A 26351-nucleotide genomic window follows, 5' to 3' on the forward strand; every position below is an offset into this window, starting at 1 on the left:
CTGGCCAGACACGGCGGCAGACGTAATGTTCATGCTCAACGGCTCACACACGCCATCGAAGATCCCTCCCCCGGAATCTTCGATCCCCGCAACATCGGGGCACACCGATCAGGCCTCCTTCGCCTGTCCGCCGTTTATCGCTGTCAGCTCGACTCTGCGGCGATTGCTGCTTCAGGCGGAGGTAGCCGGACCGCGCCTGCAATATGCCACTCTCGAAGGCGAACCCGGCACCGGCAAACACCTCTTTGCCCAGACGATCCACCGCACCTCAGCCCTCGCCACAATGCCCTTCCAACGTCGCGACGCCCGGGAATGGCTCGCCTCCGAAGCGGAAGCTGCCTCGCTGGCCGGCACACTCTATCTCGACCGCGTCGACCTGCTCTCGTCTGCCGCGCAAAACCTGCTGCTCGATCTGGTAAAGGTCCTGCAGAATCAGGAACTCCAACGCACCGATTCACAGAAATCCCCGGCCCGTCTTTCGCGCTTTCTCCTCCTCGTCTCCACGCACACCTCGCTTCGCCAGCTTGCAGGTCAGGGCCAATTCCTGCCCGACCTTGCCTTTCGCCTGAGCGCCGTCCGCTTCCCGCTGCCTCCGCTGCGCGAACACCGAGAAGACATCGCCCCACTCGCGCAGACGCTCATTGACCGCATCTGCCGCCGTTACCAGCAACCCACCGCAGTCCTCTCTCCCGGCACGCTTCCAAAGCTGCTCCAGCACACCTGGCCCGGTAACGTCCGGGAACTTGCCTCGGTGCTCGAAACCGCCATTCTCGACTCCACCACGGGGGTCCTCCGCCCCTCCGACTTTGTCCTCAGTCCTGCCAGCTTGCCGCCGGCGCCAGCGGCTGTGCAGTCTCCCTCGGTCAGCGCTTCCACAACATCCAGTCAATCCGTTCCGGATCACACTGCCGACATGACCCTCGACGCAGTCATTCAGCGCCACATCCATCTCATCCTCAATCTGAATCGCGGCAATAAGCTACGCGCTGCCCGCCAGCTAGGCATTAGCCGCTCCACGCTCTATCGCATCCTCGCCGGCGGCTCCATCGCTGAAACCAATGGCGGAGCGGACACCCCGGACGCGAAAACCTGCTGATTCCCTTCCCATCCCCAGACCACGCTGTCCTTAAACTTGATCCCGCAGGAAATCCTCCACACACTTCCAAACGTTCTCTGTAACGGGAAGACATTCCAAGTACTCTAAGAGAGTTGTAGAGAACGGCGAACCAGGCACGTCTAATCCTGTTCCTTGGTCCCTGTTCCCTGTTCCCTGAGGTGCATATGCTTATCCGCAAACCGAACCCAATCGACGGCTCCGACATTCCGTCCTCCGAAATTACCCCGAAAGAAAAGTGGCTGAACCGCCGCAGTCTTCTCGCCGGAGCCGCCGCTACCGGCGCGCTCGCTCTCACTGGTTCGCGCCTCGCCGATGTGCTCGCGCCGGCTCGTTCTGTACACGCTGCCGAGAAGCTGCAGACCGTTAAGAGCCCGATCAGCACCACGGGAGAAGAGCTCACGACGCTGAAGGACATCACCAGCTACAACAATTTTTATGAGTTCGGCACAGACAAGAGTTCACCCGCTCAGAACGCTGGGGGCCTGCCTACCCGCCCGTGGTCGATCAAGATCAGCGGTCTCGTCAAAACCCCGAAGACGATCGATATCGAAACCCTGCTCAAAATGCACCCCCTCGAAGACCGCACCTACCGCTTCCGCTGCGTCGAAGGATGGAGCATGGTCATTCCCTGGGTCGGCTATTCGCTTTCGGAACTCATCAAGCAATGCGACCCGCTCGCTAACGCCAAATACGTCCAGTTCATCAGCTACTTCAACGGCAAGGTGGAGAAGTGGGCTCCCTTCGGCTACAACTGGCCCTATACCGAGGGGCTGCGGATGGACGAAGCGATGAATCCGCTCACCCTCCTTACGCTGGGCCTCTACGGCGACACCCTGCCCAACCAGAACGGCGCACCTGTCCGCGTCATCGTCCCCTGGAAATACGGCTTCAAATCGGCAAAATCCATCGTCGGCCTCAAGTTCACCGACAAGCAGCCCTCTACAACATGGAATGATCAGGCCTCGAACGAATACGGCTTCTACTCCAATGTCAACCCCAATGTCGACCACCCACGCTGGAGCCAGAAAACGGAAAGGGTCATCGGCAAGCCGTTCTACGCGCAGCGCAAGCCGACACTGATGTTCAACGGGTATGGTGACTTCGTGGCCTCGATGTATAACGGCATGGACCTCAGGAAGTATTACTGAGGCAAGAGCTTAAGCTCCTTTTCGAGATCGCAGGTCGACTCCCCAAAGCCCGGATTCAGGCAGCTTCTGGCGCCTGAATTCGGGCTTTTGTCGAACACTCTCCTCTGAATGCAGTCCTCTAAATCAAAAGCGATCCGAAAATTCGCCATTCCGTCCTCTTCCCAACCTGGAAAACCCTTCCCAAATCAGCACCCACTGCGGCGTCTGAGCTATTTTGTGCTATCCACTCGATTACTTACTGGTTACCCTGAGACTGTTACCACGTTGCCTTCGAGACTGTACGCCTGTAACCAAAGGTGATGGAGGACAACGCGGCGTTGTCACAACTCACAAATCAGGAGAAGAACAAAGGCCGAAAACCAACAGGAATATCCACCTCCAACTCCGGCCAAATTCAGACCAGCGAGGTCCCTCCCCCATGCTGATCCGCAAGCCCAGTCTCTTCGACGGCTCCTCGATACCGTCCTCCGAACTGACTCCGAAAGACAAATTCGTCAACCGGCGCCGCTTCCTGAAGGGCGCGACAGCTGGTGTTGCCTCGCTTGCCGCGGCCGGGCTAGCAGTTCAAGGGGTCCTGAGCCTCGACGATCCAGTACAGACCGTGCTCGCGTCCGGGAACCTCAATACAAAGCAGGGATCGCTGACTACGCACGGCGAAGAGCTCACCAGCTTCGAGCACATCACCATCTTCAACAACTTCTATGAATTTGGCCCAGATAAGCTTCAGCCTGCCAAGAACGCCGGCGCCCTGCCAACGCGCCCATGGACGATCCACGTCTCCGGCCTGGTTCACAAGCCGCGCACCTTCGATATCGAAACCCTGCTCAAAATGCACCCACTGGAAGAACGCGTCTATCGCCATCGTTGCGTCGAGGGCTGGAGCATGGTCATCCCATGGGTGGGCTACTCACTTTCCGAACTCATCAGGCAGTGCAACCCGCTCAGCACCGCCAAGTACATCCAGTTCCTTAGTTACTATGACCCCAAGGTTGCCATCTGGGCCTCGGAAACGAGCCTTCCCTTTCCCTACTCCGAAGGCCTGCGTATGGATGAGGCAATGAATCCGCTCACCTTGCTCACCGTTGGTCTCTACGGCGACATCCTACCCAAGCAGAACGGCGCCCCCGTTCGCGTCATGATTCCATGGAAATACGGCTTCAAGTCTCCCAAGTCTGTCGTGGCCATCCATTTCCTGGACAAGCAACCCGAAACCACCTGGAACAAGATCAACCCGGACATCTACGGCTTCTACTCCAATGTGTATCCAGCCCTCCAACACCCGCGCTGGAACCAGAGGATGGAGCGCCGCATCGGGATGCCATTCTGGTCGCAGAAACGCCATTCCATGATCTTCAATGGCTATAGCGATTTCGTAGCACACATGTATAAGGGCATGGACCTGAACCGCAATTTCTAATTTCAAGCGCCAATCCTGTCACCTTTGAACATGTCTCACCATCAGACAGGTTGCAGTACGCGTTCGTAATTGTGAAAATGTGTGGGAGGATGAAAGCAGCCGATGAAGAAATCCACTCTGATCATCCTCAAAACCCTGGTCTGGATCGCCTGCCTCTATCCGCTGGTTACGCTGATGATCGGCGCCACCATGCCGGGCAGCCAATTCGACCTCGGCCCGGATCCCACCGGCAAGATCGAATTCGCCACCGGGCTGGCCGCACTTCGCCTGCTGGTTATTTCGCTGGCTATCACGCCGTTGCGCCAGCTTTTTCCGCGCCTCAGCTGGCTCATCAAGTTCCGCCGCCTGCTCGGTCTCTTTGCATTCTTCTACGCGTCGATCCATCTCATGGCCTACGTCGGCCTCTATGCCAGTTTCGACCCGCACACCATGGTGCAGGACGTGCTCAAACGCCGCTTTATCACCGTTGGCGTTCTCGCTTGGCTGCTGCTTGTACCGTTGGCCCTGACCTCGACCACTAGCGCCATCAAGCGTCTGGGAGGGAAGAACTGGCAGCGCCTGCATAAGCTGGTGTATCTCTCAGTCTGTCTGGGGATTCTGCACTATTGGTGGCAGGTCAAGTCCGGAGTCACCACCCCGCTCGGCATCACCCTGATCATGGCGGCACTCTTCATCGCCCGTCCCGTCCTCAACTGGTGGAAAGCCCGCAAGACGCAGAAGCTCCGCTCCGCTTGAACTTGGTTTGAAAGCCGGTCAAGGCTTGGGCGCTTTCGCCTCGGTCAACTCCGGCGCAGCCAGCTCAAGAGAAGTCATATCGGCTTGCACAATCAGCGGAGTATCGACCTGCCCATATTTCTTCAGCGTCTTCTCTTCGGTGAAGTTGCTGTTGAACTCATGCTTCTGGATCAGCTCGGTATCTTCGCCGCCCGTCACGCGCAGAAGGTAGCGATCTTCCGGAACATACGGCAGTTCGAAGTTCCCATCGCGATCCACGTCGGCGTATTGCGCCTCCGCTCCATCGTCCTCGTACAGCAGAGCAACTTTACCCTTGTTCAGGGGGTGCCCATCGCGCTTCGCCGTCACCGTTCCCTGCACTTTGTGCAGTCCGGCCAACGGGATGGTGATATCCAGTCCGCCAAGCTGTTCTCCTTCACTCACCTTGGTGATCTTCGCATCTTTCTTGCGAAACTTGTTCCCACTGTAGATGCTGACTTCCCCGCCTCGGCTTCCCCATACATTGATCGAAACGCCACCGTCACCCAGTAGTCCGGCGAACGCGACCTTCTCCAAACGAATCGTCACGGCGACAGAATATTCGCCGGGCGGCACACCGATCAGCCGATAGCGTCCGCGATCATCCGTCTCGACCTGAGCACCAAAACCGGGAACGACGATCCCATCCATCGAAACGATTTCGCCAGTCTTCGCCTTCCGTAGCAGCCTGACCTGGAGATGGATCGCCGGACTGCCGTCGTCGTAAAGAACTGTACCGCTGAGCTCGGATGCGTGATCAAGCCGGATCGTGACCTGCGCCGCCTGCCCAGCTTCCACGTTGACCGTCGGGACCAGGCGCAGCATCTCCTTGCGCGTCTCCGGTGTGATCTTCGTCAGATCATCATGATCGAATCGCGACAGCGGCCCCATGTAGCCCGACAGAATTCCGATCACAAAATATCGCCCGACTGGCACCTTGTCGATGACGAAGCGGCCTTCGAGATCGGTGGTCGCCGTTGCGTTCATCGAGCCTTCGCCCTCAGGCCAGTTGGATTTCGTCTTGGGGTTCGCCTGTTCCTTTTCGTCCGGCACACGCTCCAGCGTCACGACAGCAAACCGGGCCGGCGCATTCGTATCCGCGCAGGAAACCTGCCCGGTCACCACACCGGTCGGCGGTTCTGCCTTTTTCGCCTGTCCGGCTAACATGAGGGGCAATACGACCAGAATCACGGCAATACCGGGCCCGAACAGCTTCGGCATCAATCCTCCACGAGGTCAAAGTCTAGCTCAATGGTCTCGATCTCCGCGCTTTCTACCTCTACGGCAAACAACTCTGCAACCGGCGCGAAACTCCGCCGATGCATCTCCGTGGTCCCTAGCCGGATTAGTGCTGCTCGATGCTCCGCAGTGGCGTATCCCTTATTCCTCGCCAGCCCGTACCCTGGAAACCGCTGATCCAACTCACGCAGCAAGCGGTCACGATGCACCTTGGCAATCACGCTCGCGGCGGCAATCGAAAGACTCCGCCCGTCGCCTTGCACAATCGTCGTTTGCCGGCAAAGAATTCCGGGCGGGCAATAATCGATCTTCTGGTTGCCGTCGATCAGCAGGTGATCGGGCTCGAAGCCGCGTTCGCGCAGCCCTTCGACAGCAATCTTCATCGCCAGTTTCGATGCTTGCAGGATATTCATTCGGTCGATTGTCTGTACATCCACTTCGGCTATCGACCATGCAATTGCGGACTCCCGCACGCGAGCATCGAAGAGCTCCCGGTCTTCCTCAGTCAGCTTCTTCGAGTCATTCAGACCGTCGAAATGATTTTCGAACGCCTCATCATGGGGCAGGATCACCGCAGCCGCCACGACTGGGCCAAACAGAGGACCGCGGCCCACCTCGTCAACACCTGCAACAATGCGTGAACCCTCCGCACGGGCGTTGCGTTCGAACTCCCAGGAGCAGACCCACTCGCAGAACGTCTCCTGTTCTGCGGCCTCGCGGGCAAGCCGCTGAGACTTCGTCTCCTTCTTGCGATTGGCACCAGAAGCTGCATGCTTCGCGGGTACCCGCGCTTTGCCTGCCGGGACCTTGAGCTCGACTTTCTTCTTTCCGCGCGTGGCCATGGAATCAGTATAGGAAGAGACGAATGGCCTCGAGAAAAGGAGAGGTGGAAATCGAGGCGAAATGGAGGCGTTCCCAATGGAGAGAACACACAGAAAAGCCCCGGCGGTTAGCCGGGGCTTTTCCAAATCATGTCGAAACGAGGCGATTAAGCCTTGTCGCGAGCAACTTCCTTCATGCGGGCAGCCTTGCCGCGCAGTCCGCGGATGTAAAACAGCTTGGCGCGACGCACGCGGTAGCTGCGAATCTTCTCGACCTTGTCCACAACCTTGGAGTTGAAGGGGAAGATGCGCTCCACGCCCTGGCCAAAGCTCATCTTGCGTACAGTGAACGAGCCCTCGGGGCCGTTCTTGATCGCGATCACCAGGCCCTCAAACGCCTGCAGGCGCTCTTTTTCGCCTTCCTTGATCTTCACCTGCACACGAATCTGGTCACCGGCCTTGAACGCCGGCAAATCGGTACGCTTCAGCTTATCCGCCAAGCGCTGCATTACGGGATGAATCGACATGGTTGCAACTTTCCTGCGTAAATTTCCTGACTTACACTCAGAACTTAAAGTTTACCAGAGAATTGATCGAAAGACTATGGGTTCGCACCGCGCAATCGTGCCAGAGTGCGCAAATCTTCGGCACTCAACGCTGCCTTTTCCAGCAGGTCCGGCCTGTTCCGGAGCGTCTTGCGCAACTGCTGCTCCCGCCGCCACCGCCGCACCGCAGCGTGATCCCCGCCCATCAGCACTTCCGGTACTGCCAATCCGCGGAACTCCGCCGGGCGCGTGTAATGCGGGTAATCCAGCAATCCGCCGGCACCGTGCTGAGAACGCGGCACCCCATCCACATCCACTGTCGCCGAAACCGCCGCGTCGCCCACGCCAAAGCTCTCAAACTCACTCGAAGCCTCGTTGCCCAGCACCCCCGGCACCAGCCGAGCCACCGCATCCAGCACCACCGCCGCCGCCAGCTCGCCGCCGCTGAGCACGTAGTCGCCGATCGAAATCTCGCGGTCGCAATAAAGCTCGTTTACCCGCTCATCCACACCCTCGTACCGGCCGCAGATCAATACCACCCGGTCAAGCTGCGCCAACTCCCGCGCCACCGCCTGCGTAAATGGCCGACCCTGCGCCGAAAGCAGCACGACAGTCTCCCGGGCATCAGCCGCCCTCTCCAGCGCAGGCTTAATGCCCAAGCCGTCCAGAGCCTCAGCCAAGGGCTCGGCCTTAAGCACCATCCCCTCTCCACCGCCAAAGGGCCGGTCATCCACCGTCCGGTGCCGGTCACGGGTAAAGGCCCGCAGGTCCTGCACACCAATCCCGATCAGTCCGGTCTTCTGCGCACGGCTCACTACCCCATGCTCAAAAAAGCCACGGAAGAACTCCGGAAAAATCGTAAGAATCTCAAATCGCATCACAAACCCTGTCTCAACAATCCACTAACTCAGCATTTTTGCGCATAACTCATAAATACCGCTTCCATGCAGGACATTCGAAGCATAAGCTACAGTGCATGACCGCCCAAGATGCCCAGTTACAGCAAAGCAACTTGAACCGTGGCCGCCGCGAACACAGTCATTCGCAAGCTCACCGTAGCCGCCGCCGTAAGAAGCAAGGCCATCTGGTGCATCGGCTGATGTTCAACCTCTGCCTGCTCGCAGGTGGGTGTGCCCTGCTCGGAACCGCATTCCACTATTATTACCGCGGGCAATACGAGGAATCGAAAACCTCGCCGGAATCGATCGCCCGCACCGAACGCGATTACCTTCGCACAGGTGCTTTCACCCTGCTCGGAATACTGCCCCTGGGGCTGGGGATCCGCGGAGAAGCAATCCGCAAGCGTACCTTGGAAATCGAAGCCAGCAAACGCGCCAAAGCCACTCGCAAAAAGAGCCCATGGCCGGAAGACCAGTGACGACGGTCCCGTTTGCTCTGCTTCCCTCGCCAGCAGAGGAGTTACTACTTTTGAATTACACAGAATTCCCGCCATTCTCAGCGTCCGTCATGCTCTACTGAATGCCATCCATGCCAGACCTCGAATCACAACTAGCCCGCTGGCAATCCGCGGGGGTCATCGACTCAGAAGCCGCCTCCCGGATTCGAACATTCGAAGCCGAGCATGAAGCCGCTCAGAAGAAGCCAGCCGGACTCCAATGGCAAGCCATCGTTGCCCTCATCCTGGGAGCCATGCTGCTTGCCGCCGGCGTTGTCCTCTTCGTGAACGCGCATTGGGACGAGGTCAGCCCGCTCGTCCGCTTCGCAGTGGTGCTAAGCATGGTCGCGGCCTTCCACCTCGGCGGAGGCCTCACCCGCCAGCACTCCCTGCCACTCTCCACTAGCCTCCATGCCGTCGGAACGCTGACGACCGGCGCAGCAATCGCCCTTGTCGGCCAGATATTCAACATCGAAGAGCACTGGCCCGCCGCGATTCTCCTGTGGGCCATCGCCGCAGCAGCGGGATGGGCGCTGCTGCGCGACCAGGCGCAGCAAATCCTCACGCTGCTGCTCTTTCCCGCATGGCTGTTCAGCGAGTGGAGTTACTACACGGGCAATCACCAGGGCGGCGAAGTCTACCTCGCCCGCATGATCGCCACCTGGGCCACACTCTACCTCACCCTCTGGATCACTTCAGGCCGCCGCGTCGTCTGGGGGCTCTGCTTCACCGCCGGAGCCATCGCGCTGATCGTCGCCAACGTAATCCTGCTCGACGGCTGGGTCTGGTACTACCGCAGCGCCAGCTTCCTCTCTTGGCCGGATCGCATCTGGGGATGGACTCTGATCGCCGTTCTGCCGCTGGCCGTCGCACTTCTGCGCCGCCACTTGAGCGTGATACCGGTCGCGGTTGCTCTCGTTGTCGGGATCATTTTGCCTTTTTGCGGGTCGATTGGCCGCTGGAGAGGTGCGAACAACGAAGGCTTGATGGGCAGCTTCTCCAGCCTGGCCGCTCATGCGCTCATCTCCGCCTTTGCGGGATTTCTCGCGTGGTGGGGAGTCCGCCACGCATCGAAGGCATTGGTCAACTATGGCATCGTCGCCTTCGCAGCGTCGATCATGTGGTTCTTCTTCGACGATCTGTTCAGCAAGCTCGGCCGTTCCGTCAGCCTCATCGCTCTCGGCATCCTCTTCGTCGGCGGAGGCTGGGCACTCGAAAAGACGCGGCGCAAATTGATTTCAGCCATGCCGCAAAAGGAGGCCGCATGAGACTCTCCCGCGCCTCCATCGCCCTGCTGCTCATTCAACTGGCAATCGTCTCGTCCATCGCCGCCAAGTACCTCTACCAGCGCTGGACCTGCCCCAGAGTCTGGACCCGCGCCGTGGCCTACGACCCTGAGCTGGTCATGCGCGGCCGTTACCTAAGCATTCAACTTCACGTCAACGCCTGCGGAATCGAATTTCCGCATCCTGCCGACTACGTGAAGCAGGACAGCTCCAACATTCTGTTTGATCGGCAAGGGATAGCCACTCCATACGTCGACGCTCATATTGGCGTGAAGGAGAACACCTTGGCTGTTCTGGCTCTCGACGAATCTGGTAACGACAAGAACACCATGGCAATTCAAATGAGGCAGGGGGAACGCTGTGACAAGGCAATGTTGATGCCAGGAATCGACTTCTACATCTCAGACACAGCCAAATCGCCTTTCCCGCTGGCTAAGGAGTCGGAGCTGTGGGTCGAAGTCACCGTCCCGCCCAAAGGTCCGCCGCGCCCCATCGCCATGGCGACAAAAGACAGCGAAGGCCACTGGCAACCGCTCAACTATCGCTGAGCTGCACGTCAACCAGCCCATCCGGCAACGCCATCTCGACGCGCTTCGTCTCCACGTCGATCCGTCGCAGATAAGCTTTGGCAAACGGCACCAGAACCTCCGCGCCACTAGCCGCAGCTTTCACCACAAGAAGAGCCACAGGCCCAGCATCGCGGTCCACATCTTCAATTGTTCCAACGATTTGCTCTGGCTCAGACGCAACGTCCACAAGCTGGCAGCCGATCAGGTCGCCGACGTAGACCTCGTCCTCACCCAGCGGGGCGCGTTCTGTCCGCGGCACGGCGACCACCAACCCTCGCAGCAACTCAGCCTCGTTGATCGAGTCGACCCCGGCAAAGTGCAGGACAATGTCGCCCTTGTGCGCCCATGAATTGGCCAGCCCAATCTCGCGCGGAGCGGCCTGCGCATCCAGCACATCTCCAACCGCTTTCAGCAGCCAGACGCGCTTGCGCTCCTTGAATTTTTCCGGGAAATCGGTCAACAGATCAGCCAGAACTTCGCCCTTGCGGCCCTGCACACGGCGAATCCGAGCCAGCCATGTCCAAGCCTGATCCAGACTCTCTGAACTCATGGAGGGTCTCCGCATTACGTCCGGCTCAGGCCGTGACTCGACCAGCACACAACGCTACTCTAGTTATCTTCTTCTTCCAGAATATCGAGCGTATACCGGTGATGCAGCTTCATGCTCACCGCACCCAGAATCGTCCGCACTGAGCGTGCCGTACGACCCTGCTTGCCGATCACCTTGCCCACATCCTGCGGGGCCACCTTCAGCCTGAGAACAGTATTCTCCTCGCGGCTGTCGGACTCCACCTGCACCGCATCCGGTGCATCCACCAGAGCGCGTGCAATCTCGCGCACCAATTCATCCACTGCGAGCATATCCTGTTGGGTCATGCACGTACTCCATCCCCAAAGCTCTTGGATACTTTAAACGGATTTCATTCCGAAAAAGCGGTTGCCCAATCGATCGAGCTTTACCGAAACTTTGATTGTGTGCGCAATAGTATCAGCACACCCGCTCAACCGTCAGTGATTTTGCGCACTGACACTCGAGCGGATGAAATGCTTGCACGAACGACTAGGCGGCTACCGGCTCTTCAGCCTTGGCCGGGAACTTTGCCACCAGCTTGGCCACGCGGTCCGACATCTGTGCTCCGACGCTGATCCAATACTGGATGCGCTCGTGAACGAGGTTCACCGTCGCCGGGTTGGTGCGGGGATTATAGGTACCCACGACTTCGATCGAACGGCCATTGCGGGCGCGATCCTTTTCAATCACAACAACACGGTAGAACGGCTTCTTGGTGGCGCCAACGCGCGCCAAACGAATCATGACCACGGCGATACATTCCTTTCAATTTCCAGCAAAACCGATTGTGGATGGAATTGCGCGCATCAAGGATTCAGTGCATTCCATCCAAGAGAGGCAGTTCAAGTCGCCTCGGCACAAGACACAACATCTAAGTATCTCTGAAATCCAGCTATAGGGCAAATGGATTCGCCCCAAATCAGGCCATCTCCGGCTTCGCACTCCCTGTTTTCCGTTCGTAAGCGCGGCAAAATGTCTCCGCAGCGGCGTTCCCCAGCGGCAAATGCTCCACCTGCGACCCGAAAATGTGCAGAAACATCAGCGGCCCGATCAACAGCGCATAGCAGATGTTCAGCTCCGGAGCACCCTGCAGCCTGCCGTCGTTGATCGCCTGCTCAACGATGCGTTTGACCCGCCGCTTGGGCACCTCCATCACCCGCGAGCGCCAGGCATTCCCGAATTCCTGATGGACCGCGGAGTAGGCAATCATCTGCGGCATGAGCCGGTTCTTATCCTCAGGACGCTCGTAGCGTGGCTTGTCCGTCAGCACCCGCACCAGATCGGTGTACAGGTCGCCCGTATCCTCTTCTTCGACGTCAGTCCCCGCACCACTGACGGTAAGGAGCAGTTCCATCAGCAACTGCTCTTTGCCCTCCGGCCAGTGCTTGTAGATCGTCGCCTTGCTCACACCGGAAGCGGAGGCAAGCGCATCCATGCTGGTCGGCTCGATGCCGCGCTCGACAAACAGCTCCAGCGCAGCATCAAGCACGCGGTTATGAGCATCCACGCTAGGAGTTCTCGCCATGCCCTAGTTCATTCCCATGTCAGCTGCTTCCCATCTCTCTCATCCTACCCATCCTAAAAGACAACGCTAAACCTCAATTTTCGAAAAGGAATATGCACCCAGGCTCAGAAACATAAGCGCGACGCAGACCAGCACGGTTGCATCAACAGCCGGGCCGAACCGCACCTGCCCCACCGCCAGCCCCAGCAACGCCGAGCGCATGCCGTCGATGCCATAGGCTAGTGGATCGATGGCTGTAATCACCCGCAGCACCGGCCCCACCGTCGTCAGAGGAAAGAGCGCGCCAGACATGAAGAAAATCGGGAGGACGAGGAAATTCATGATCATCTGAAAGCCCTGCATGTCCTTCAGCGCCGACCCGATCAGCGTCCCCAGCGCGGAAAACACCACAGCAATCAGCACCATGAAGAGAAATCCCAGCGGAATGGCCGGGATACTGGCTGGACGAAAGCCCGCAATCACGCAGACGATCGTCACCAGCAACCCCTGCATGATGGCCACCGTAGCCGAGCCCAGCGTGCGGCCAGCCATGATCAGGATGCGCGGCTGCGGGGCCACCAGCGTCTCCTTCAGAAAGCCGAACTGACGGTCCCAGAGCAGTCCCATGCCGGAGAAGACCGACGAAAACAGCGCCGTCATCCCGATCACCCCCGGCGCCAGAAACTGCAGATAGTTTCCATGCCCGGCCTGCGCATACACCGGACCCATGCCGAAGCCCAGCCCCACCAGGTACAGCACCGGCTGCCCCAGCGAAGCAATCATCTGCGCCCGCGACCGGAAATACCGCTTCATCTCCCGAAGCCACAAAATATAGATCACACCCATATCTACCCTCCTGTTCCCTATTCCCTGTTCCCTATCTTTTCCACATCTGCGCAAACTGCCGCATCTGTGCCGCCGGATCTGCGCTCTCATCCCGCACTGCCGACCCAGTCAGCGCCAGAAACGCCGCTTCCAGCGTCTCCGTGCCGGTCTTCAGTTTGATCTCCTCCGGGCTGCCAATGGCCACGATCTTGCCGTGGTCGATGATAGCGACACGATGCGCCACGCGGTCAGCCTCGTCCATATAGTGCGTCGTGAGGAAAACCGTAACCTGCTCCGTCTCGTTCACCTGCTTCACATGGCTCCAGAGCTGGTTGCGGCTCTGCGGATCGAGCCCCAGCGTCGGTTCATCCAGGAAGAGAATCTTGGGCGTATGCAGAAAGCCACGCGCAATCTCCAGCCGCCGCTTCATACCACCGGAAAACTTCTTCGCCTGCACATCGCGCCGGTCCCAAAGCTCAAAGAGCTTCAACAGGCTCTCGATGCGCGGCTTGGCATCCTTCTTCGGCACGCCGTAGAGCACTGCATGCAGTTCCAGGTTCTCCTTGGCCGTCATGTCGCCGTCCAGGCTCGGGTCCTGAAAAACAATGCCGAAGCTCCGCCGCGCATGCGCCTTTTCCTTCTCAGGATCCTTGCCGTCCAGCCAGATCTGCCCGGAAGTCGGCTGCAGCAGTGTGGTCAGCATCTTGATCGTCGTCGTCTTCCCTGCCCCGTTCGGTCCCAGGAACGCGAAGATCTCCCCTTTGCCCACCTCGAAGGAAACATTGTGCACAGCCTCAAAGCTGCCAAACACCTTGGTCAGATGTTCCACACGGATCATGGTTTGTCACCTCTCCGAACATAACAATACTGAACGGTTTAGTTTTTATCAAGAGAGTTTTGGGGGAAAAGAATCTTTCATTGCCGCCACGGAGGACCATCGACATAATGGACTATGGCCAGCCCTTCCAGCGCAAACTCATCCCCTGAGCTTCCGATCCTCAAGCCCGCGGCGCTGCCCCGTGAGTGCACTTTCTCTGAGTCGGACTGGCAGGTTCTCGCCCGCTTCTGGTATCCCGTCGCCTTTTCCCACGAAGTCACCACCAAGCCCCACGCAGCGCGCCTGCTGGACGAGCGCCTGGTACTCTACCGCGTCTCAAACGGCCAGATCGTCGCCGCCAAGGACATCTGCTTCCACCGCGGCGCGCCCATGAGCCTGGGCCGCGTCGAGGGAGACGAGATCGTCTGCGCCTACCACGGCCTGCGCTACGACGTCTCCGGCCGCTGCGTCTGCATCCCCGCGCACCCCAAGGGAGCCATCTCGCCGCGCCTCCGCCTGCATACCTTTCCCGTGCAGGAAGCCTTCGGCCTCATCTGGGTCAAATTAGTCGAGAGCGCAGAAGAACTGCCGGACATGCTTCCAGAATGGTCCGACCCCAGCTACCTGCAGATCCTCCCGCCGTCGGTGCCCATGAACGCCGCCGCCGGCCGCCAGATCGAAGGCTTCCTCGACGTGAGCCACTTCTCCTTCGTCCACACCACCAGCTTCGGCGAGATGGACAACCCCGAAGTCCCCAGCTATCCGGTCACGCCCTCGCCGACCGGCTTTGTCGCCGACTACATCAGCACCGTCAGCAACTACGGACACGGGCAGAAGCACCTCAACCCGCCCGGCTTCCTCTGGCACCGCCGCTTCGAGGTCTACTACCCCTTCACCGCCAAGCTCACCGTCTTGTATCCCAACGAGCAGCGGCTGCACATCCTCAACGCCGTCTGCCCGGTCTCGGCACGCAAACTGCGCCTCTTCGTGCCTATCTGCCGCAACTTCGACACGGACGCACCAGTCCAGCCCACCATCGACTTCAACCTGCAGGTATTCACCGAAGACCAGGCCATCGTGGAAGAACAATGGCCCGAGGACCTGCCGCTCGACCTACACACAGAAGCCCACTTCCCCGCCGACCGCAGCTCCATCACGTTTAGAAAAGGATTGGCAGCACTTGGGCTTGGGCGAAGCTACACGGCCTAACATCATCACCACCTTTTCCCATAGACTGAGAGTCCACAAAGTAGGCAATCGGAAACTGTCCGCCGGAGTTGCCGAAGACGCCGTTTGAGTGGAGCACGGACACTTGCTGTCCTGCGGAAAGCCTGAGAGCATGACTAGGTGCAATCAGGAACGTGACATACCGATATGGCGAAACTCGATCATTCCGCAACGGCACCCTCCTCCGTCTTCATCGAACCTGTCAACGCCGGCCAAAGCGAGGCTGTCGCTCAAGAGCGTGCCGGTGAAACGCCCTTCGAGGCCCTAGCCAGCATCTGCTCCGTCCTGGTCATCGGCCTCTTCATCCTCACCTTCCTCGCCCAGAACATGCTCATCCCCTCCGGGTCCATGGAGAAGACCCTCCTCGTCGGCGATCATCTCGTCGTAGACCGCATCACCCTCGCCCCCTCCACCAAGTGGATGCCGCTCGTCCACTACCGCGAGCCCAGGGACGGCGACATCGTAGTCTTCTTCGGCCCCGGCCAACCGGACACGCTTCTGGTCAAGCGCCTGATCGCCAGCCCCGGTGACCACGTCCACCTCAGTCACGGTGTCGTCATCCTCAACGGAGTCGCCCAGAACGAGCCCTATGCGGCTCTCGGGCCGAACGATTCCTACGATCCCTACATCGATGATTTCCCGAACGTGCCCACCTCCATGGCCCGCGGCGGAGTCACCGCAGAGTGGGAGTTAGATCGCGCCAATCACATCCAGGGCAACGATCTGGTCGTCCCCGAAGGCATGTTTTTGATGATGGGCGACCATCGCCACGCCAGCAATGATGGCCGCTACTGGGGCTTCGTCCCTCGCGCCAATATCGTAGGCCGTCCCCTCTTCAATTACTGGTCCTTCAAGACGCCCGATGACCAGATGTATAAGACCACCCTGTCCGACAACATCGCCTGGATGACCCACGTCGCGCTTCATTTCTTCTCGGATACACGCTGGAGTCGAACCTTCAAGCACGTGAAATGATGCTCCCTCTGACGTGTTCAGAGTCACAAAATGCGTCTTTGCAACTGAGGCCGCCCAACATCGGGCGACAAGGCCCGCAAAGTCGCATTTTCGGACGTTTCGATTTGTAGTTTCCGCAAACCCCGTTTTTCGTTCCCGTGCACGAGGCCGTGTCCGGCGGGCTACTATGGGAGCGTGTACATCGATCATCTGACACCGCTCGAAAACGCCGTGATCGAGGCGATTGTGGGGGGGCAGCCGAACTGCGAGGACTGCCTTCGCGCACAGCTTCGGCGCTGCCAACTACGCTCCCGCGACTTCAATGGCTACGGCTTTTTCACCAACATCGCTGTTCCTGAAGACGTCCCAGGGTGCCATGCTCTCGGCCGAACTCTACATGCATCAGCGCTTATAGATGATCAGTTGTGCGGGTTCATCCTTTGGATCGAGGCCGGTCGGATTGACTGCTTAGAGGGATATCCACTCGGCGGAGACGCATGGCCACAAGCGGAAACCTTCAAAGGCGTCAGCCTGAACAAAGCTTAGAAAGAGTTGATCCCTCAACGTCGTTGTTTGCGGACATTACGGTTCGAAACGTCCGCAAACACCGTTTTCGGGGCGTCGATCTCGCTATTCCTTGACCTTCGGCAGAGACTCCCAATCAGCCAAGAACCTTGCGTGCCAACTATGCAGAACACCATAGAACTGCTCGCCCTCAAGCCAAACATCCCTCAACGTTGAAGAATCACAGAGCCCGTCTGGTGTTGTCTTGAAGCCAATCAGCCGCACGCGAGTATTAGCATCGAACTGGAGTACGTAACTACCGTCATCAAAAGCTTCGTCTCCGTCAGGTGCCCAAGTGATACGGCTTGAAAAAATACTGCTGGCGAAATCTTCCAGAGCGATCCCCGGGTAAGGGCGTCCATACTCTTCGCCATAGACCGCAGCTCGATATGCATCTGCGATGACTCCTGGCTCGGCATCCGTAAAAGGCGTTGTGTGGCTTCCTCGGCGAGTGATTCGACGTTGGACCTCATCAAAGGAGACGGCTAGTAGGGTAGCGTCTGGTTCGTACACTCCATAGCGGAAGCCCTCAATCAGGATCGTGAAAGAGCCGAGAGCGCGGGAACCCAATCGTTCAAATGCCTGGGTGATCTGAGATTAAATGGCGAACGTAGAAGGATTACCGACGATCACTTTTTGCCTTTCTAAAGCCGATGCGGCCCTTGCTGATCGTGCATCCAGCCTCGGAAGGCCACTTCCCACAAAGTCGGGTTTTGGGAAACTACACGGTTGGGAACCGGCCTCAAAGCCAAACGGCGGACGCAAGCGCGCTCAATGTGATATCACTGTCCATTCGCGGGAAACAAAAACCGCAACAGCGGCCCAACACGCCCCGACCAGCTAGCCTCATCGTGCGTGCCGCCGCGCACTTTTTCGAAGTGGAAGTCGATCTCATCCTTCCAGCCGGAAGCTTCCAGCCGCTTTGCCAGCAACTCCGTATCACGCAGAGTCATGCGGCCCTCATGGTCGCCCACGTCGAGCCAGATACGCGGCTTCTTCTTCAGGAACGGCCCAACCTCGTTCAGCACGCCAAGAATGCTCTTGTGGTTCCACCAGACGCTCGGCGAAAGCACCGCCAGCCGCCCAAAAGCCTCCGGATGCCGCAGACCCAGGTACAGCGAAACCAGCCCGCCCAGCGACGACCCGCCCAGCCCGGTATGCTCCCGGCCCGGCTTGGTCCGGTAGTGCTCGGCGATCCACGGCATCAGTTCGTTGATGAGCAGCAGCCCGTAAGAATCAGCCTCGCCGCCGCCCATCTGCCAGTCGCGCTCGTGCGTGTACTCCGCCAGCCGCCGGTCACCGGTGTTGTAGACGCCGACAATGATCAGCGGCTCCACCTCGCCAGCCTCGATCGCCGCATCGGCTGCCTCGCGCACCTGCCAGGTACGGCCCTTGATGAAAGAAGTCTCAGGATCGAAGAGATTTTGCCCATCGTGCAGGTAGAGCACCGGGTAACGCCGTACCGCGTCCGCCTCATACCCCGGCGGCAGGTAAACGATCACATCGCGGCGGTCCGGCAGAATGCGGCTGCGAAAGCCACGATGCACCTTCAGCCGCTCATGCGGACTCTCCGCTGGAACCTCGTCCGCCGGTGCGTGCCAGCCCGGCCAGTGAAATGGGACTTCCAGTTCCCCGCGCTGCTCCAGTTCCAACCCTGTCTTCCTCCGCTTTCGTCCGGTCTTCGCCATTCGCCAGCTACCGCCCCGCGATGACCCAAAGGCCAGATTCAGACCCCGTGGCTGTTACAGTATCAAAAACAGGACCCCCATTGATACGGCTGTAACCTGCCGGAGATGGCCCCGAAGCGGCAAAATCGACCGGCAAAGGTGGAAAACTCAGCATGAATCGCGAATACCACAAATGGCATTCCCCTAGGCTGGGCCGCGACATGGAACTGCTGGTCTTCGGTCACGCCGGAGTTCCGGTCATTGTGTTCCCCACGTCCGGCGGCCGTTTTTTTGAGTTTGAAGACCGCCGCATGGTGGGCGTGCTCAGCGGCAAAATCGACAACGGCGAAATCCAGCTCTACTGCGTCGATTCCGTCGACATGGAGAGCTGGTACAACAAAGCCGTGCCGCCCCGCTGGCGCATCGCCCGCCACGTCCAATACGACGACTACGTCACCCACGAAGTTGTGCCCCTCGTTCGCCAGAAGAACCAGAACCCCAACTTGGTCGCGCTCGGCTGCAGCTTCGGCGGATTCCACGCCGCCAACATCGCCTTCCGCCACCCCGACGTCTTCACCGGCATGCTGTCCATGTCCGGCGCCTTCGACATGTCCAACTTCCTGCGCGGCTACCACGACCAGGACCTTTACTTCAACACCCCGCCACAGTACCTCGCCAACATGTCCGACCCGTGGTTCTTCGAGCGCTATCGCCGTAACACCTACATCCTGGCCACCGGCTGGGACGACCAATGCCTCGCCTCAAACCAGCACCTGGACCGCGTACTGACCCACAAGGACATTCCCCACAAGCTCTTCATCTGGGACACGTACAACTCCCACGATTGGCCCACCTGGGAAAAGATGGTCAACCTCTACCTGTAAGCGATCCGACGAGGCCGGCTAAGCGGCCAGCCCGTCATACGGCAGAAACAGCGTGAACATCGTGCCGCTATCTTCGCCTTGGCGGCTGCGTGCTTTCAGCTTGCCGCCGTGGCGCTGCACGATCCCGCTACTCACCCACAGGCCCAGCCCGGTACCGCCCAGACCCTTGGTAGTGAAGAAGGCCGTGTAGAGCTTCTCCATCGTTTCCGCAGAGATTCCCGGCCCGGAATCCGTCACGGAAATCAGCACACCCTTGCGCTCGCTGTTCCAGTCCACCGACTCCCGCGAACGAATGGTGAGGCAGCCGCCAGTAGTCTCCATTGCGTCCATTGAGTTCCGAATGAGGTTACTGATCACCTGGCGAATCTCGCTCTCCAGACACACCACCGGCGCAGCCGGACTGTCCCGGCGATCCAGCGAAATCCGTAGCTTCTTGAGCTTGGTCGCATACACATCAATCACCGCCGTAATCATATCCAACGGACGGATCGCCTGCGGCTTGGTCGATTGCTTGTAGAAGCGCAACGATTGCGACGTTAACTGCGATACACGATGCAGCTCCAGTTCCGCATCCCTAAGATACTTGTCTCGCGAAGCCTCCACCTTGTCGATACGCGCCAAATAGACAAGGTTGGTCACTGCTGCAAGCGGGTTATTGATCTCATGTGCAATCGAAGCAGCCAGACGCCCCACGGCAGCTAACTTCTCGCTCTCACGCAACGCGTCTTCGAATGCAATACGCGCTGAAACATCGTTCTGAATCCCAACAAAGTGCGTTACCGTGCCGCTGCGGTCGCGTATCGGCGAGAGCGAAAGCTCGTTCCAGAACGGCGTGCCATCCTTGCGGAAATTGCGGACTACAGCCACAACCTCCCGCCCCTCACGCAGCGCTTCTCGAATCGCAACCAGCCCGGGCTGATCTCCCTGACCTTTCTGTAGAAATCTGCAATTATGGCCGACGATCTCTTCCAGGCAATAGCCGGTCATCACCTCAAAAGCCGGATTGGCATACACCAGCGGGAAATCGGGCCGTGTCGCATCCGCCACGCTGATGCCGCTCGTCACCGACCGGAAGATGCGTCGGTTGAGATTCAGTTCCTCCATCGCCGACTCGTAGCGCAGAATATGCGCACGGTGCGCGTACAGAATTACGCTCAACTGTGCCAATAATTGCGCCGGCTGCTGCGGTAGAGCCAGCCAGCCGTCGAAAGGCTGCTCAGGCTCGCGTCTCGGTAGCGGTGTGCCTTCCGGCGTCGTCGCGGGAGCAACGGCCACGATCGCCAGATTGTTGCCGTCATGCCGCAAACGGGCGTAGCTATGAGAGTCTGCGTAGGCACGGGCATCCTGTTCGTCCGCTACCAGAATTTCAATTTGCTCAAGAACTTCCAACCGTTCCAGGTCTTCAATCTTAATGACCACCGGATCCAGTTCTAACTGACCGCCAACCCCTTCAATCAGTCTGCGGCTGATCGGGTCGGCGATACAAATCGCCAATTGTCGCGCTTTCATTTCTATCCTCGTTCGAACCTGTACTTCTGCGAGCACGGTCGATTCTCTTGATTTCCCGGCCACCCTCATCCGAGGACAAAAATGGCCTGTCAAGCGAATTGCGCTGAATATCGCAACCGCCTGGGCCTCGACTCCAAGACCGCAGAAGTGACGCCCCAAATACCAACAAATTTCAGATAAATAAGATGCGAACTCGGCCAAAATTGCTTGCCGCAGCGTTCAAATCACGACATGTAAGGGGCGAAAAATACCGTCATTTCCGTTCATATTGACCAATCGTGAACGGGATGCCGAACAGGCACAAAAGGTGCTAAACCTATAAGCATGCCGAAACTCGATCCCATGCTCACGCCCCGCGAAGCTGCCCAGTTTCTCGGCATCAGCTACCCGACGATCAAGCAGTGGATTCTCAACGGCAAGCTCACCACCACCACCACCCCAGGCGGCCATCACCGCATCGCTGAATCCACCCTGAAGCCATTCCTGGCCAAAGACAGCGCCAGACCTCAGCAAGAGTCGCGCGAGCGATACCGGCGTGTCAGCGGCAGAAATCAGCTCGCCGGCAAGGTCGTCAGTATCCGCGTCGAGGGCCTGCTCGCCGAAGTTGTCCTCGCCGTGGGCGATAGCCACATCACCGCGATCATTACCGCTAACGCCGTCCGCGAACTGCAATTGAAAAAAGGCGACACCGCCGCCGCTCTTATCAAGTCCACCGACGTGATGATCGAGCGGCTCGAAGACATGGAATAAGTAGAGTTAACACCAGCTGCTCAGGGCTGCCCAGCTCCAACGTTCGTCATATCTACAAGATCAAACCTATCCACAAGCTACCTGCGCGATCGCTTGACTATACGTTTTGAGTCGTATAATTTCGTTTTGTCAGTAAGACTAATATTCAGCTCTACCCTGTTTCATTTTCCCCAGGTTCTGCTGGCTTCATCCCAGCACTCCACTCTTATTGGCCCACACTGCGCATTCCAGGAGTTTTTCCCAATGAAGGCTCGTAGCCTCTTTCCTGTTGGCTCGTTTGTCTCGCTCTCGCTTGCTCTGATCACCCTGCTCGTCGCCGCGCCCGCTTACGCGCAGATCGCCGCCGACCTCCAGGGCCGCGTCCTCGACCCCTCCGGCGCAGCTATAGCCGGTGCCGGCGTCGAGTTGACCGAGTCATCGACGAACGTGCACCAGCAGACCACAACTTCAACCTCCGGCGACTATTTCTTCAGCCATCTCAATCCCGGCAAGTACAAGATCGAGATCAACGCGATAGGCTTCCAGCGCGAAGTCCGCGAAGGCATCACCGTCTCCATCGGTCAGACAGCCGCAGTCGATTTCTCCCTGCACGTCGGAGCCGCCGCAGAGATACTCACGGTCACTTCCGACGCCCCGCTGCTGCAGGCAGCCACAAGCAACATCGAAACCAACATCCCCGGCAGCACAGTAGTCGCGATACCGCTGAACTCGCGCAATTTTGTTCAGTTGGCCACCCTTGCCCCCGGCGTCGAACTCCCCCCGGGCACACTGCTGCCGCGCATCAACGGCGGCCGCCCCCGAACCAACGAGTACCTCTACGATGGCATTTCCGCCCTGCAGCCCGAGCCTGGCCAGGTCGCCTTCTTCCCCATCCTCGACGACATTCAGGAATTCACTGTCGAAGCCAACAACGTCCCCGCCGAGTTTGGCCGCTTCAACGGCGGCGTGGTCAACGTCGCCACCCGCGCCGGATCAAACGCGTTGCATGGCAGCCTCTTCGAGTTCTTCCGCAACGAAGACCTGAACGCCCGCAACTACTTCTCCACCACCGGCAAGAAACCCGAGTACCGCCGCAATCTCTATGGCGCAACTCTTGGCGGTCCAGTGCTCCATGACAAGCTCTTCTTCTTCACCGACTACCAGGGCATCAAGGCACTGATCGGCCGCACAGTTATCTCGACGATCCCCACGCTCGCCGAGCGCCAGGGCATCTTCACCGGCGTGTCTTCGATCTTCGACCCAAGCACATCCAAGACCGTCAACGGCAAGCTCGTCCGTCAGGAATTCCCCAACGACGTAATCGACACGCCGCTCGACCCGGCCGCCCTCGCCTTGCTTGCCCGCTTCCCCACGCCAACCAACTCCAAAGCCGCCAACAACTACAGCCGCACCGCCAACGACGCCGACCACCAGAACCAGCTCGACGCACGCGTTGACGGAGCATACCGGAGCCGTGACCGCGCATTCAGCCGCTACTCGTATTTCAAGGACGTCGAGCAGCCGGTCACGCCGCTCCCCGACGGGAGTGGCGCGATCACTGGCTCAGTCATCGGCACAGGAGCTGTTGCCGGCCTTTCGCACGTTGTCGGACAGCAGGCAGTAGCCAACGAGACGCACGTCTTCTCACCCCGCCTGTTGAACGACCTCCGCGCCGGCTACACGCGCCGCAGCAACGTGATCGACGGACCCACACTGGCGGGGTCGGCATCCGCAGCCCTCGGCATCCCCGGCATCCCGACAAACGCCGCCTTCAACAACGCATTACCGCTCTTCACCTTCACTGGCTTCCAGCAGCTCGGTCCATCGGCGGGCACCTTCTCCAACTACCAGACAGGCGTCTGGCAGGTCGTGGATACTCTGGTCTACACGCGCGGCCGCCATTCAGTGAAGGCAGGCCTCGACTTCCGCTTCTACCAGCTCAACACCGTAGCACCGCCGAACCCGCAGGGGTCCTTCGCCTTCACAACCACCGGCACGAACCAGCAGGGCGTGACCGACAGCGGCAACTCCATCGCCAGTTTCCTCCTCGGACAGGTCGACACCTTCACCATCGACCTGCAGGAGAGCAAGATCCGTCCCCGCGACCACATCCAGGAGTACTTCGTGCAGGACGACTGGCGCGCCTCCGACAAGCTCACGCTGAACCTCGGCGCGCGCTGGACGCTGCACTTCCCCTCGACGGAAAAGACCGATCAGGGCGCCGTCTTCAATCTCACCACGCAGCAGCTCGACTACCTCGGCAAGGACGGCTACTCCCGCAGTGCCCGCGAACTGCACTACACGAATGTCGCGCCGCGCATCGGCCTCGCCTACCAGATCACGCCGAAGACCATCGTGCGCTCCGGTTTTGGCATCGTCTTCATCGACCAGTCCGGCATCACTACGCCCTTCACCACACCGCAATTTCCATTCATTCAGAACGTCTCGCAGAAAACCACCGACAGCCTCACCAAAGCCTTCCAGCTTTCGGGCGGACCCACAGTTGCGCCGATCCCGTTCACACCAGACGCAGGCCTCGGCCAAAGCGTCTACACCGCCAAGCGCACCGCAGGCTCTGGCTACAGCCAGCAGTGGAACCTCGCCTTTCAGCGCGCCATCACCAACAATCTCTCGGTCGATATCGCCTACGTCGGCTCGCATATCGTCCACGTCGGCATCCCCGACTCCAACCTGAATCAGCTCACCCAGGAGCAGCTCGCCGAAGGCGCGCCGCTGCTGGCCAAAGTCGCCAACCCCTACTATGGCGAACTCCCGAAATCCAGCTCGATCGGCGGCAAGACCATCACCGAAGCGCAACTGCTCAAGCCCTACCCGCGCTTCCTCAATGTCGCCACCTACCGCAACAACTCCGGCGAAACCAACTACAACGCCTTTGAGGCAAAGGTGGAAGAGCGTCTCAATCACGGTCTTTATCTCCTCTTCGCCTACACGCACTCCAAGCTGATAGACGACGCATCGTCGGTCTTCTCCTCGACCGTGCTCTCCTCGCCAAACACCAGCAGCCTGGTCGCGGCAGACACCTTCCACCCCGAGTTGGAGCGGGATTCATCGAGCGGCGACATGCCCAACGTCACCTCGCTCGCCGCCACCTATGAGTTGCCAGCCGGCCGTGGTCACAGCTTCGCCTCAACCGGCATCCTAAATCAGGCACTCGGCGGATGGGCTCTCAACGGCATCCTCTCCCTGCAGTCCGGCATGCCCGTCACCGTTACCCAAGCCACCAACAATAACGCCTTCGCCGGCTTCGCGCTCCAGCGGCCCAACATCATCGGCAAGACGTCGCTCTCGCCCGGCGATCGCACCCCGGCGCACTTCTTCAATACGGCAGCCTTTGAAACCGCGCCGCAATTCGTCATCGGCAACGCCTCGCGCAACCCCGTACGCGGCCCTGCCTACCGCGACCTCGACCTGGCACTGGTGAAGCACTTCCACCTGCCTGGCGAGTCGCAGGTCGAGTTCCGTGGCGAGGTCTTCAACGTCACCAACACGCCAGCCTTCGCGCAGCCAAACGGCAGCTTCGGCTCCGCAGCTTTCGGCAGCATCACCGCCACCGCTACCGAGCAACGAGTAGCGCAATTCGCACTGCGGTTCAGCCGTTAAATCCAGCGCCAGGATCACCCTGCAAAACGAACCCTCCTGCGAGACAATAGCTCTGTCTCGCAGGAGGGTTTTCGCATGACCGCCTATATCGCGTTGCTTCGCGCCGTCAACGTTGGTGGCACCGGCAAGCTACCCATGACCGAGTTGACGACGATGTGCGAGCAGGCAGGATTCACAAGCGTTAAGACCTACATCGCCAGCGGCAACGTCGTCTTCAAGAGCAAGCTGGCTGAGCAAGAAGTCAAGGCAACACTGGAAGCCAGCCTGGCGAAATACGCGGGGAAACCGGTCGGCGTTCTCGTGCGCACAGCCGCGGAAATGGCCGCTGTTCTTGCAGCAAATCCCTTCCCCGAAATGCCCGGCAACGCCACTGTCGCTATCTTCCTCGACTCCCCGCCACCAGCCGATGCTCTCAATCACGTCACCGGCCAGGGAGAAGAATTGATATCTCTCGGCAAGCGCGAAATTTATATCTACTACGGGTCTGGGATGGGAACTTCCAAACTCAAGATCAAGGCTGCCAAGACCGGCACGGCGCGCAATAGGAACACGGTCGCCAGGCTGGCTGAAATGGCTGCGAAGCTCTGACTCAAACTGCGTTTTCAATGCAATAATCTGGGATTACGACTTGGGAGATTCTATGGCGGAAGTGAATCCTTACGCGCGCTTTCTGGATGGCCGGCCAGTGCCGGAGATTCTCGCTACTACGGCTGCAACGCTAACGGAACTTGTTGAATCGATTGGGCCTAACGGATTGAGCGTAGCGCCAGCTCCGGGTAAGTGGACGCCCGCACAAGTGATCTGCCACCTGGCTGACTGCGAAGTGGCCTTCGGCTTCCGGCTGCGGCAGACGCTGGCTGAGGATCATCACGTCCTGCAGCCGTTCGACCAGGATCTGTGGGCCAAGACGTATGACAAAGTCACGGCGGATCAGGCACTTGCGGCTTTCTCTGCCATGCGCGAGTGGAACCTGATCCTGGTGCGCAACCTCCCTCCCGAGGCTGCCGGAAAACCGGTCACGCATCCCGAGCGCGGCAGCATGACCTTTGCCACGCTGCTCGAAACGATGGCCGGGCACGACATCAACCACCTGCACCAGCTAGAGCGTTTGCGGCCCGTCCTCGACTGAAGAGGAAAACGGCGTTCAATTGCGTTGGACGATGCGCAATGTTTGGCCTCCATTGCGCA

The 26351-nt window shown here is 59.2% G+C and carries 27 protein-coding genes; 14 read left to right on the forward strand and 13 right to left on the reverse strand.

Annotation, left to right across the window (positions count from 1 at the left end; genetic code table 11):
• The first annotated feature begins 25 nt into the window (after positions 1-25).
• From AC5S27_RS19320 to msrQ, 4 genes are all read left to right on the forward strand, one after another.
• Positions 26-1096: an AAA-type ATPase lid domain-containing protein gene (locus AC5S27_RS19320; RefSeq protein ID WP_493936195.1), complete on the forward strand. Its 1071-nt coding sequence runs from the start codon at positions 26-28 to the stop codon at positions 1094-1096.
• A 185-nt stretch (positions 1097-1281) separates the two neighbouring features.
• Positions 1282-2265 carry a protein-methionine-sulfoxide reductase catalytic subunit MsrP gene (gene msrP / locus AC5S27_RS19325; RefSeq protein ID WP_493936196.1) on the forward strand — a complete coding sequence of 328 codons (984 nt, stop codon included), beginning with the start codon at positions 1282-1284 and terminating at the stop codon, positions 2263-2265.
• 418 nt (positions 2266-2683) lie between these two features.
• Entirely contained in the window at positions 2684-3682 is a 999-nt protein-coding gene (gene msrP, locus AC5S27_RS19330; protein WP_493936197.1) for a protein-methionine-sulfoxide reductase catalytic subunit MsrP, read from the forward strand.
• Between the two features lie 102 nt (positions 3683-3784).
• Positions 3785-4417, forward strand: a complete 633-nt coding sequence (gene msrQ / locus AC5S27_RS19335) for a protein-methionine-sulfoxide reductase heme-binding subunit MsrQ (protein ID WP_493936198.1) — start codon at positions 3785-3787, stop codon at positions 4415-4417.
• A gap of 18 nt (positions 4418-4435) precedes the next feature.
• Here msrQ and AC5S27_RS19340 read toward each other — a convergent pair whose 3' ends face one another.
• From AC5S27_RS19340 to trmD, 4 genes are all read right to left on the reverse strand, one after another.
• Entirely contained in the window at positions 4436-5656 is a 1221-nt protein-coding gene (locus AC5S27_RS19340) for a hypothetical protein (protein WP_493936199.1), read from the reverse strand.
• Positions 5656-6516 (reverse strand): ribonuclease HII, encoded by an 861-nt coding sequence (rnhB, locus tag AC5S27_RS19345; RefSeq protein WP_493936200.1) that lies wholly within the window; start codon positions 6514-6516, stop codon positions 5656-5658. The genes AC5S27_RS19340 and rnhB overlap by 1 nt, the downstream gene beginning before the upstream one ends.
• A gap of 146 nt (positions 6517-6662) precedes the next feature.
• The gene (gene rplS / locus AC5S27_RS19350; protein WP_493936201.1) at positions 6663-7022 is read right to left on the reverse strand and encodes a 50S ribosomal protein L19; all 360 of its coding nucleotides are present in this window, start codon (positions 7020-7022) and stop codon (positions 6663-6665) included.
• 74 nt (positions 7023-7096) lie between these two features.
• Positions 7097-7918: a tRNA (guanosine(37)-N1)-methyltransferase TrmD gene (gene trmD / locus AC5S27_RS19355; RefSeq protein WP_493936202.1), complete on the reverse strand. Its 822-nt coding sequence runs from the start codon at positions 7916-7918 to the stop codon at positions 7097-7099.
• Between the two features lie 98 nt (positions 7919-8016).
• Between trmD and AC5S27_RS19360 the strand changes: the two genes are divergently transcribed.
• The 3 genes from AC5S27_RS19360 to AC5S27_RS19370 all read left to right on the forward strand — a co-directional run bounded on the left by AC5S27_RS19360 (position 8017) and on the right by AC5S27_RS19370 (position 10270).
• A complete protein-coding gene (locus tag AC5S27_RS19360; protein WP_493936203.1) occupies positions 8017-8418 on the forward strand; it encodes a hypothetical protein in 402 nt (133 codons plus the stop codon).
• A 110-nt stretch (positions 8419-8528) separates the two neighbouring features.
• Entirely contained in the window at positions 8529-9704 is a 1176-nt protein-coding gene (locus AC5S27_RS19365) for a DUF2157 domain-containing protein (protein ID WP_493936204.1), read from the forward strand.
• On the forward strand, positions 9701-10270 hold the full coding sequence (locus AC5S27_RS19370; RefSeq protein WP_493936205.1) for a hypothetical protein: 570 nt from the start codon (positions 9701-9703) through the stop codon (positions 10268-10270). Before AC5S27_RS19365 ends, AC5S27_RS19370 begins: the two co-directional genes overlap by 4 nt.
• Here the strand turns inward: AC5S27_RS19370 and rimM are convergent.
• The 6 genes from rimM to AC5S27_RS19400 all read right to left on the reverse strand — a co-directional run bounded on the left by rimM (position 10257) and on the right by AC5S27_RS19400 (position 14029).
• Positions 10257-10841, reverse strand: coding sequence for a ribosome maturation factor RimM (rimM, locus tag AC5S27_RS19375; protein ID WP_493936206.1), 585 nt, complete (start codon positions 10839-10841; stop codon positions 10257-10259). The genes AC5S27_RS19370 and rimM overlap by 14 nt on opposite strands.
• Positions 10842-10900: 59 nt before the next feature.
• On the reverse strand, positions 10901-11167 hold the full coding sequence (locus AC5S27_RS19380) for a KH domain-containing protein (protein ID WP_493936207.1): 267 nt from the start codon (positions 11165-11167) through the stop codon (positions 10901-10903).
• Between the two features lie 184 nt (positions 11168-11351).
• Positions 11352-11606, reverse strand: a complete 255-nt coding sequence (gene rpsP / locus AC5S27_RS19385) for a 30S ribosomal protein S16 (protein WP_493936208.1) — start codon at positions 11604-11606, stop codon at positions 11352-11354.
• A gap of 175 nt (positions 11607-11781) precedes the next feature.
• Entirely contained in the window at positions 11782-12387 is a 606-nt protein-coding gene (locus AC5S27_RS19390; protein ID WP_493936209.1) for a TetR/AcrR family transcriptional regulator, read from the reverse strand.
• 66 nt (positions 12388-12453) lie between these two features.
• Positions 12454-13212 carry an ABC transporter permease gene (locus AC5S27_RS19395; RefSeq protein ID WP_493936210.1) on the reverse strand — a complete coding sequence of 253 codons (759 nt, stop codon included), beginning with the start codon at positions 13210-13212 and terminating at the stop codon, positions 12454-12456.
• A 31-nt stretch (positions 13213-13243) separates the two neighbouring features.
• Positions 13244-14029 (reverse strand): ABC transporter ATP-binding protein, encoded by a 786-nt coding sequence (locus AC5S27_RS19400; protein ID WP_493936211.1) that lies wholly within the window; start codon positions 14027-14029, stop codon positions 13244-13246.
• Positions 14030-14143: 114 nt separating this feature from the next.
• Here AC5S27_RS19400 and AC5S27_RS19405 point away from each other — a divergent pair, with 114 nt between their 5' ends.
• Together AC5S27_RS19405 and lepB are read left to right on the forward strand one after the other, a co-directional pair.
• Positions 14144-15217 (forward strand): Rieske 2Fe-2S domain-containing protein, encoded by a 1074-nt coding sequence (locus AC5S27_RS19405; RefSeq protein WP_493936212.1) that lies wholly within the window; start codon positions 14144-14146, stop codon positions 15215-15217.
• A gap of 165 nt (positions 15218-15382) precedes the next feature.
• Positions 15383-16210 carry a signal peptidase I gene (lepB, locus tag AC5S27_RS19410; RefSeq protein ID WP_493936213.1) on the forward strand — a complete coding sequence of 276 codons (828 nt, stop codon included), beginning with the start codon at positions 15383-15385 and terminating at the stop codon, positions 16208-16210.
• A 609-nt stretch (positions 16211-16819) separates the two neighbouring features.
• Here lepB and AC5S27_RS19415 read toward each other — a convergent pair.
• Together AC5S27_RS19415 and AC5S27_RS19420 are read right to left on the reverse strand one after the other, a co-directional pair.
• Positions 16820-17344: an Imm42 family immunity protein gene (locus tag AC5S27_RS19415; RefSeq protein ID WP_493937337.1), complete on the reverse strand. Its 525-nt coding sequence runs from the start codon at positions 17342-17344 to the stop codon at positions 16820-16822.
• 191 nt (positions 17345-17535) lie between these two features.
• Positions 17536-18441, reverse strand: a complete 906-nt coding sequence (locus AC5S27_RS19420) for an alpha/beta hydrolase (RefSeq protein WP_493936214.1) — start codon at positions 18439-18441, stop codon at positions 17536-17538.
• A gap of 152 nt (positions 18442-18593) precedes the next feature.
• On the opposite strand from AC5S27_RS19420, the gene AC5S27_RS19425 reads away from it, so the two are divergent.
• Positions 18594-19304 carry an esterase family protein gene (locus AC5S27_RS19425; protein ID WP_493936215.1) on the forward strand — a complete coding sequence of 237 codons (711 nt, stop codon included), beginning with the start codon at positions 18594-18596 and terminating at the stop codon, positions 19302-19304.
• An 18-nt stretch (positions 19305-19322) separates the two neighbouring features.
• Here the strand turns inward: AC5S27_RS19425 and AC5S27_RS19430 are convergent, their stop codons facing one another.
• Positions 19323-20813, reverse strand: coding sequence for a two-component system sensor histidine kinase NtrB (locus AC5S27_RS19430; protein WP_493936216.1), 1491 nt, complete (start codon positions 20811-20813; stop codon positions 19323-19325).
• 324 nt (positions 20814-21137) lie between these two features.
• Between AC5S27_RS19430 and AC5S27_RS19435 the strand changes: the two genes are divergently transcribed.
• The 4 genes from AC5S27_RS19435 to AC5S27_RS19450 all read left to right on the forward strand — a co-directional run bounded on the left by AC5S27_RS19435 (position 21138) and on the right by AC5S27_RS19450 (position 26292).
• Positions 21138-21563: a TOBE domain-containing protein gene (locus tag AC5S27_RS19435; protein ID WP_493936217.1), complete on the forward strand. Its 426-nt coding sequence runs from the start codon at positions 21138-21140 to the stop codon at positions 21561-21563.
• A gap of 243 nt (positions 21564-21806) precedes the next feature.
• On the forward strand, positions 21807-25163 hold the full coding sequence (locus AC5S27_RS19440; RefSeq protein ID WP_493936218.1) for an outer membrane beta-barrel protein: 3357 nt from the start codon (positions 21807-21809) through the stop codon (positions 25161-25163).
• 75 nt (positions 25164-25238) lie between these two features.
• Positions 25239-25751 carry a DUF1697 domain-containing protein gene (locus AC5S27_RS19445; RefSeq protein WP_493936219.1) on the forward strand — a complete coding sequence of 171 codons (513 nt, stop codon included), beginning with the start codon at positions 25239-25241 and terminating at the stop codon, positions 25749-25751.
• Positions 25752-25803: 52 nt separating this feature from the next.
• Entirely contained in the window at positions 25804-26292 is a 489-nt protein-coding gene (locus tag AC5S27_RS19450; RefSeq protein WP_493936220.1) for a DinB family protein, read from the forward strand.
• The last annotated feature ends 59 nt before the right edge of the window (positions 26293-26351 follow it).

Source organism: Acidicapsa borealis (genome assembly GCF_059115245.1).

What these genes read in the sequence shown, in the direction of transcription:
- msrP (WP_493936196.1), top strand. Translation starts at nt 1,282, where the DNA reads ATGCTTATCCGCAAACCGAACCCAATCGACGGCTCCGACATTCCGTCC.
- AC5S27_RS19445 (WP_493936219.1), top strand. Translation starts at nt 25,239, where the DNA reads ATGACCGCCTATATCGCGTTGCTTCGCGCCGTCAACGTTGGTGGCACC.
- lepB (WP_493936213.1), top strand. Translation starts at nt 15,383, where the DNA reads ATGGCGAAACTCGATCATTCCGCAACGGCACCCTCCTCCGTCTTCATC.
- AC5S27_RS19320 (WP_493936195.1), top strand. Translation starts at nt 26, where the DNA reads ATGTTCATGCTCAACGGCTCACACACGCCATCGAAGATCCCTCCCCCG.
- AC5S27_RS19405 (WP_493936212.1), top strand. Translation starts at nt 14,144, where the DNA reads ATGGCCAGCCCTTCCAGCGCAAACTCATCCCCTGAGCTTCCGATCCTC.
- AC5S27_RS19395 (WP_493936210.1), bottom strand. Translation starts at nt 13,212, where the DNA reads ATGGGTGTGATCTATATTTTGTGGCTTCGGGAGATGAAGCGGTATTTC.
- AC5S27_RS19340 (WP_493936199.1), bottom strand. Translation starts at nt 5,656, where the DNA reads ATGCCGAAGCTGTTCGGGCCCGGTATTGCCGTGATTCTGGTCGTATTG.
- AC5S27_RS19400 (WP_493936211.1), bottom strand. Translation starts at nt 14,029, where the DNA reads ATGATCCGTGTGGAACATCTGACCAAGGTGTTTGGCAGCTTTGAGGCT.
- AC5S27_RS19360 (WP_493936203.1), top strand. Translation starts at nt 8,017, where the DNA reads ATGACCGCCCAAGATGCCCAGTTACAGCAAAGCAACTTGAACCGTGGC.
- AC5S27_RS19390 (WP_493936209.1), bottom strand. Translation starts at nt 12,387, where the DNA reads ATGGCGAGAACTCCTAGCGTGGATGCTCATAACCGCGTGCTTGATGCT.
- AC5S27_RS19370 (WP_493936205.1), top strand. Translation starts at nt 9,701, where the DNA reads ATGAGACTCTCCCGCGCCTCCATCGCCCTGCTGCTCATTCAACTGGCA.
- rplS (WP_493936201.1), bottom strand. Translation starts at nt 7,022, where the DNA reads ATGTCGATTCATCCCGTAATGCAGCGCTTGGCGGATAAGCTGAAGCGT.
- AC5S27_RS19430 (WP_493936216.1), bottom strand. Translation starts at nt 20,813, where the DNA reads ATGAAAGCGCGACAATTGGCGATTTGTATCGCCGACCCGATCAGCCGC.
- AC5S27_RS19365 (WP_493936204.1), top strand. Translation starts at nt 8,529, where the DNA reads ATGCCAGACCTCGAATCACAACTAGCCCGCTGGCAATCCGCGGGGGTC.
- msrP (WP_493936197.1), top strand. Translation starts at nt 2,684, where the DNA reads ATGCTGATCCGCAAGCCCAGTCTCTTCGACGGCTCCTCGATACCGTCC.
- AC5S27_RS19425 (WP_493936215.1), top strand. Translation starts at nt 18,594, where the DNA reads ATGAATCGCGAATACCACAAATGGCATTCCCCTAGGCTGGGCCGCGAC.
- rnhB (WP_493936200.1), bottom strand. Translation starts at nt 6,516, where the DNA reads ATGGCCACGCGCGGAAAGAAGAAAGTCGAGCTCAAGGTCCCGGCAGGC.
- AC5S27_RS19420 (WP_493936214.1), bottom strand. Translation starts at nt 18,441, where the DNA reads ATGGCGAAGACCGGACGAAAGCGGAGGAAGACAGGGTTGGAACTGGAG.
- AC5S27_RS19440 (WP_493936218.1), top strand. Translation starts at nt 21,807, where the DNA reads ATGAAGGCTCGTAGCCTCTTTCCTGTTGGCTCGTTTGTCTCGCTCTCG.
- AC5S27_RS19380 (WP_493936207.1), bottom strand. Translation starts at nt 11,167, where the DNA reads ATGACCCAACAGGATATGCTCGCAGTGGATGAATTGGTGCGCGAGATT.
- rpsP (WP_493936208.1), bottom strand. Translation starts at nt 11,606, where the DNA reads ATGATTCGTTTGGCGCGCGTTGGCGCCACCAAGAAGCCGTTCTACCGT.
- rimM (WP_493936206.1), bottom strand. Translation starts at nt 10,841, where the DNA reads ATGAGTTCAGAGAGTCTGGATCAGGCTTGGACATGGCTGGCTCGGATT.
- AC5S27_RS19435 (WP_493936217.1), top strand. Translation starts at nt 21,138, where the DNA reads ATGCCGAAACTCGATCCCATGCTCACGCCCCGCGAAGCTGCCCAGTTT.
- AC5S27_RS19450 (WP_493936220.1), top strand. Translation starts at nt 25,804, where the DNA reads ATGGCGGAAGTGAATCCTTACGCGCGCTTTCTGGATGGCCGGCCAGTG.
- msrQ (WP_493936198.1), top strand. Translation starts at nt 3,785, where the DNA reads ATGAAGAAATCCACTCTGATCATCCTCAAAACCCTGGTCTGGATCGCC.
- trmD (WP_493936202.1), bottom strand. Translation starts at nt 7,918, where the DNA reads ATGCGATTTGAGATTCTTACGATTTTTCCGGAGTTCTTCCGTGGCTTT.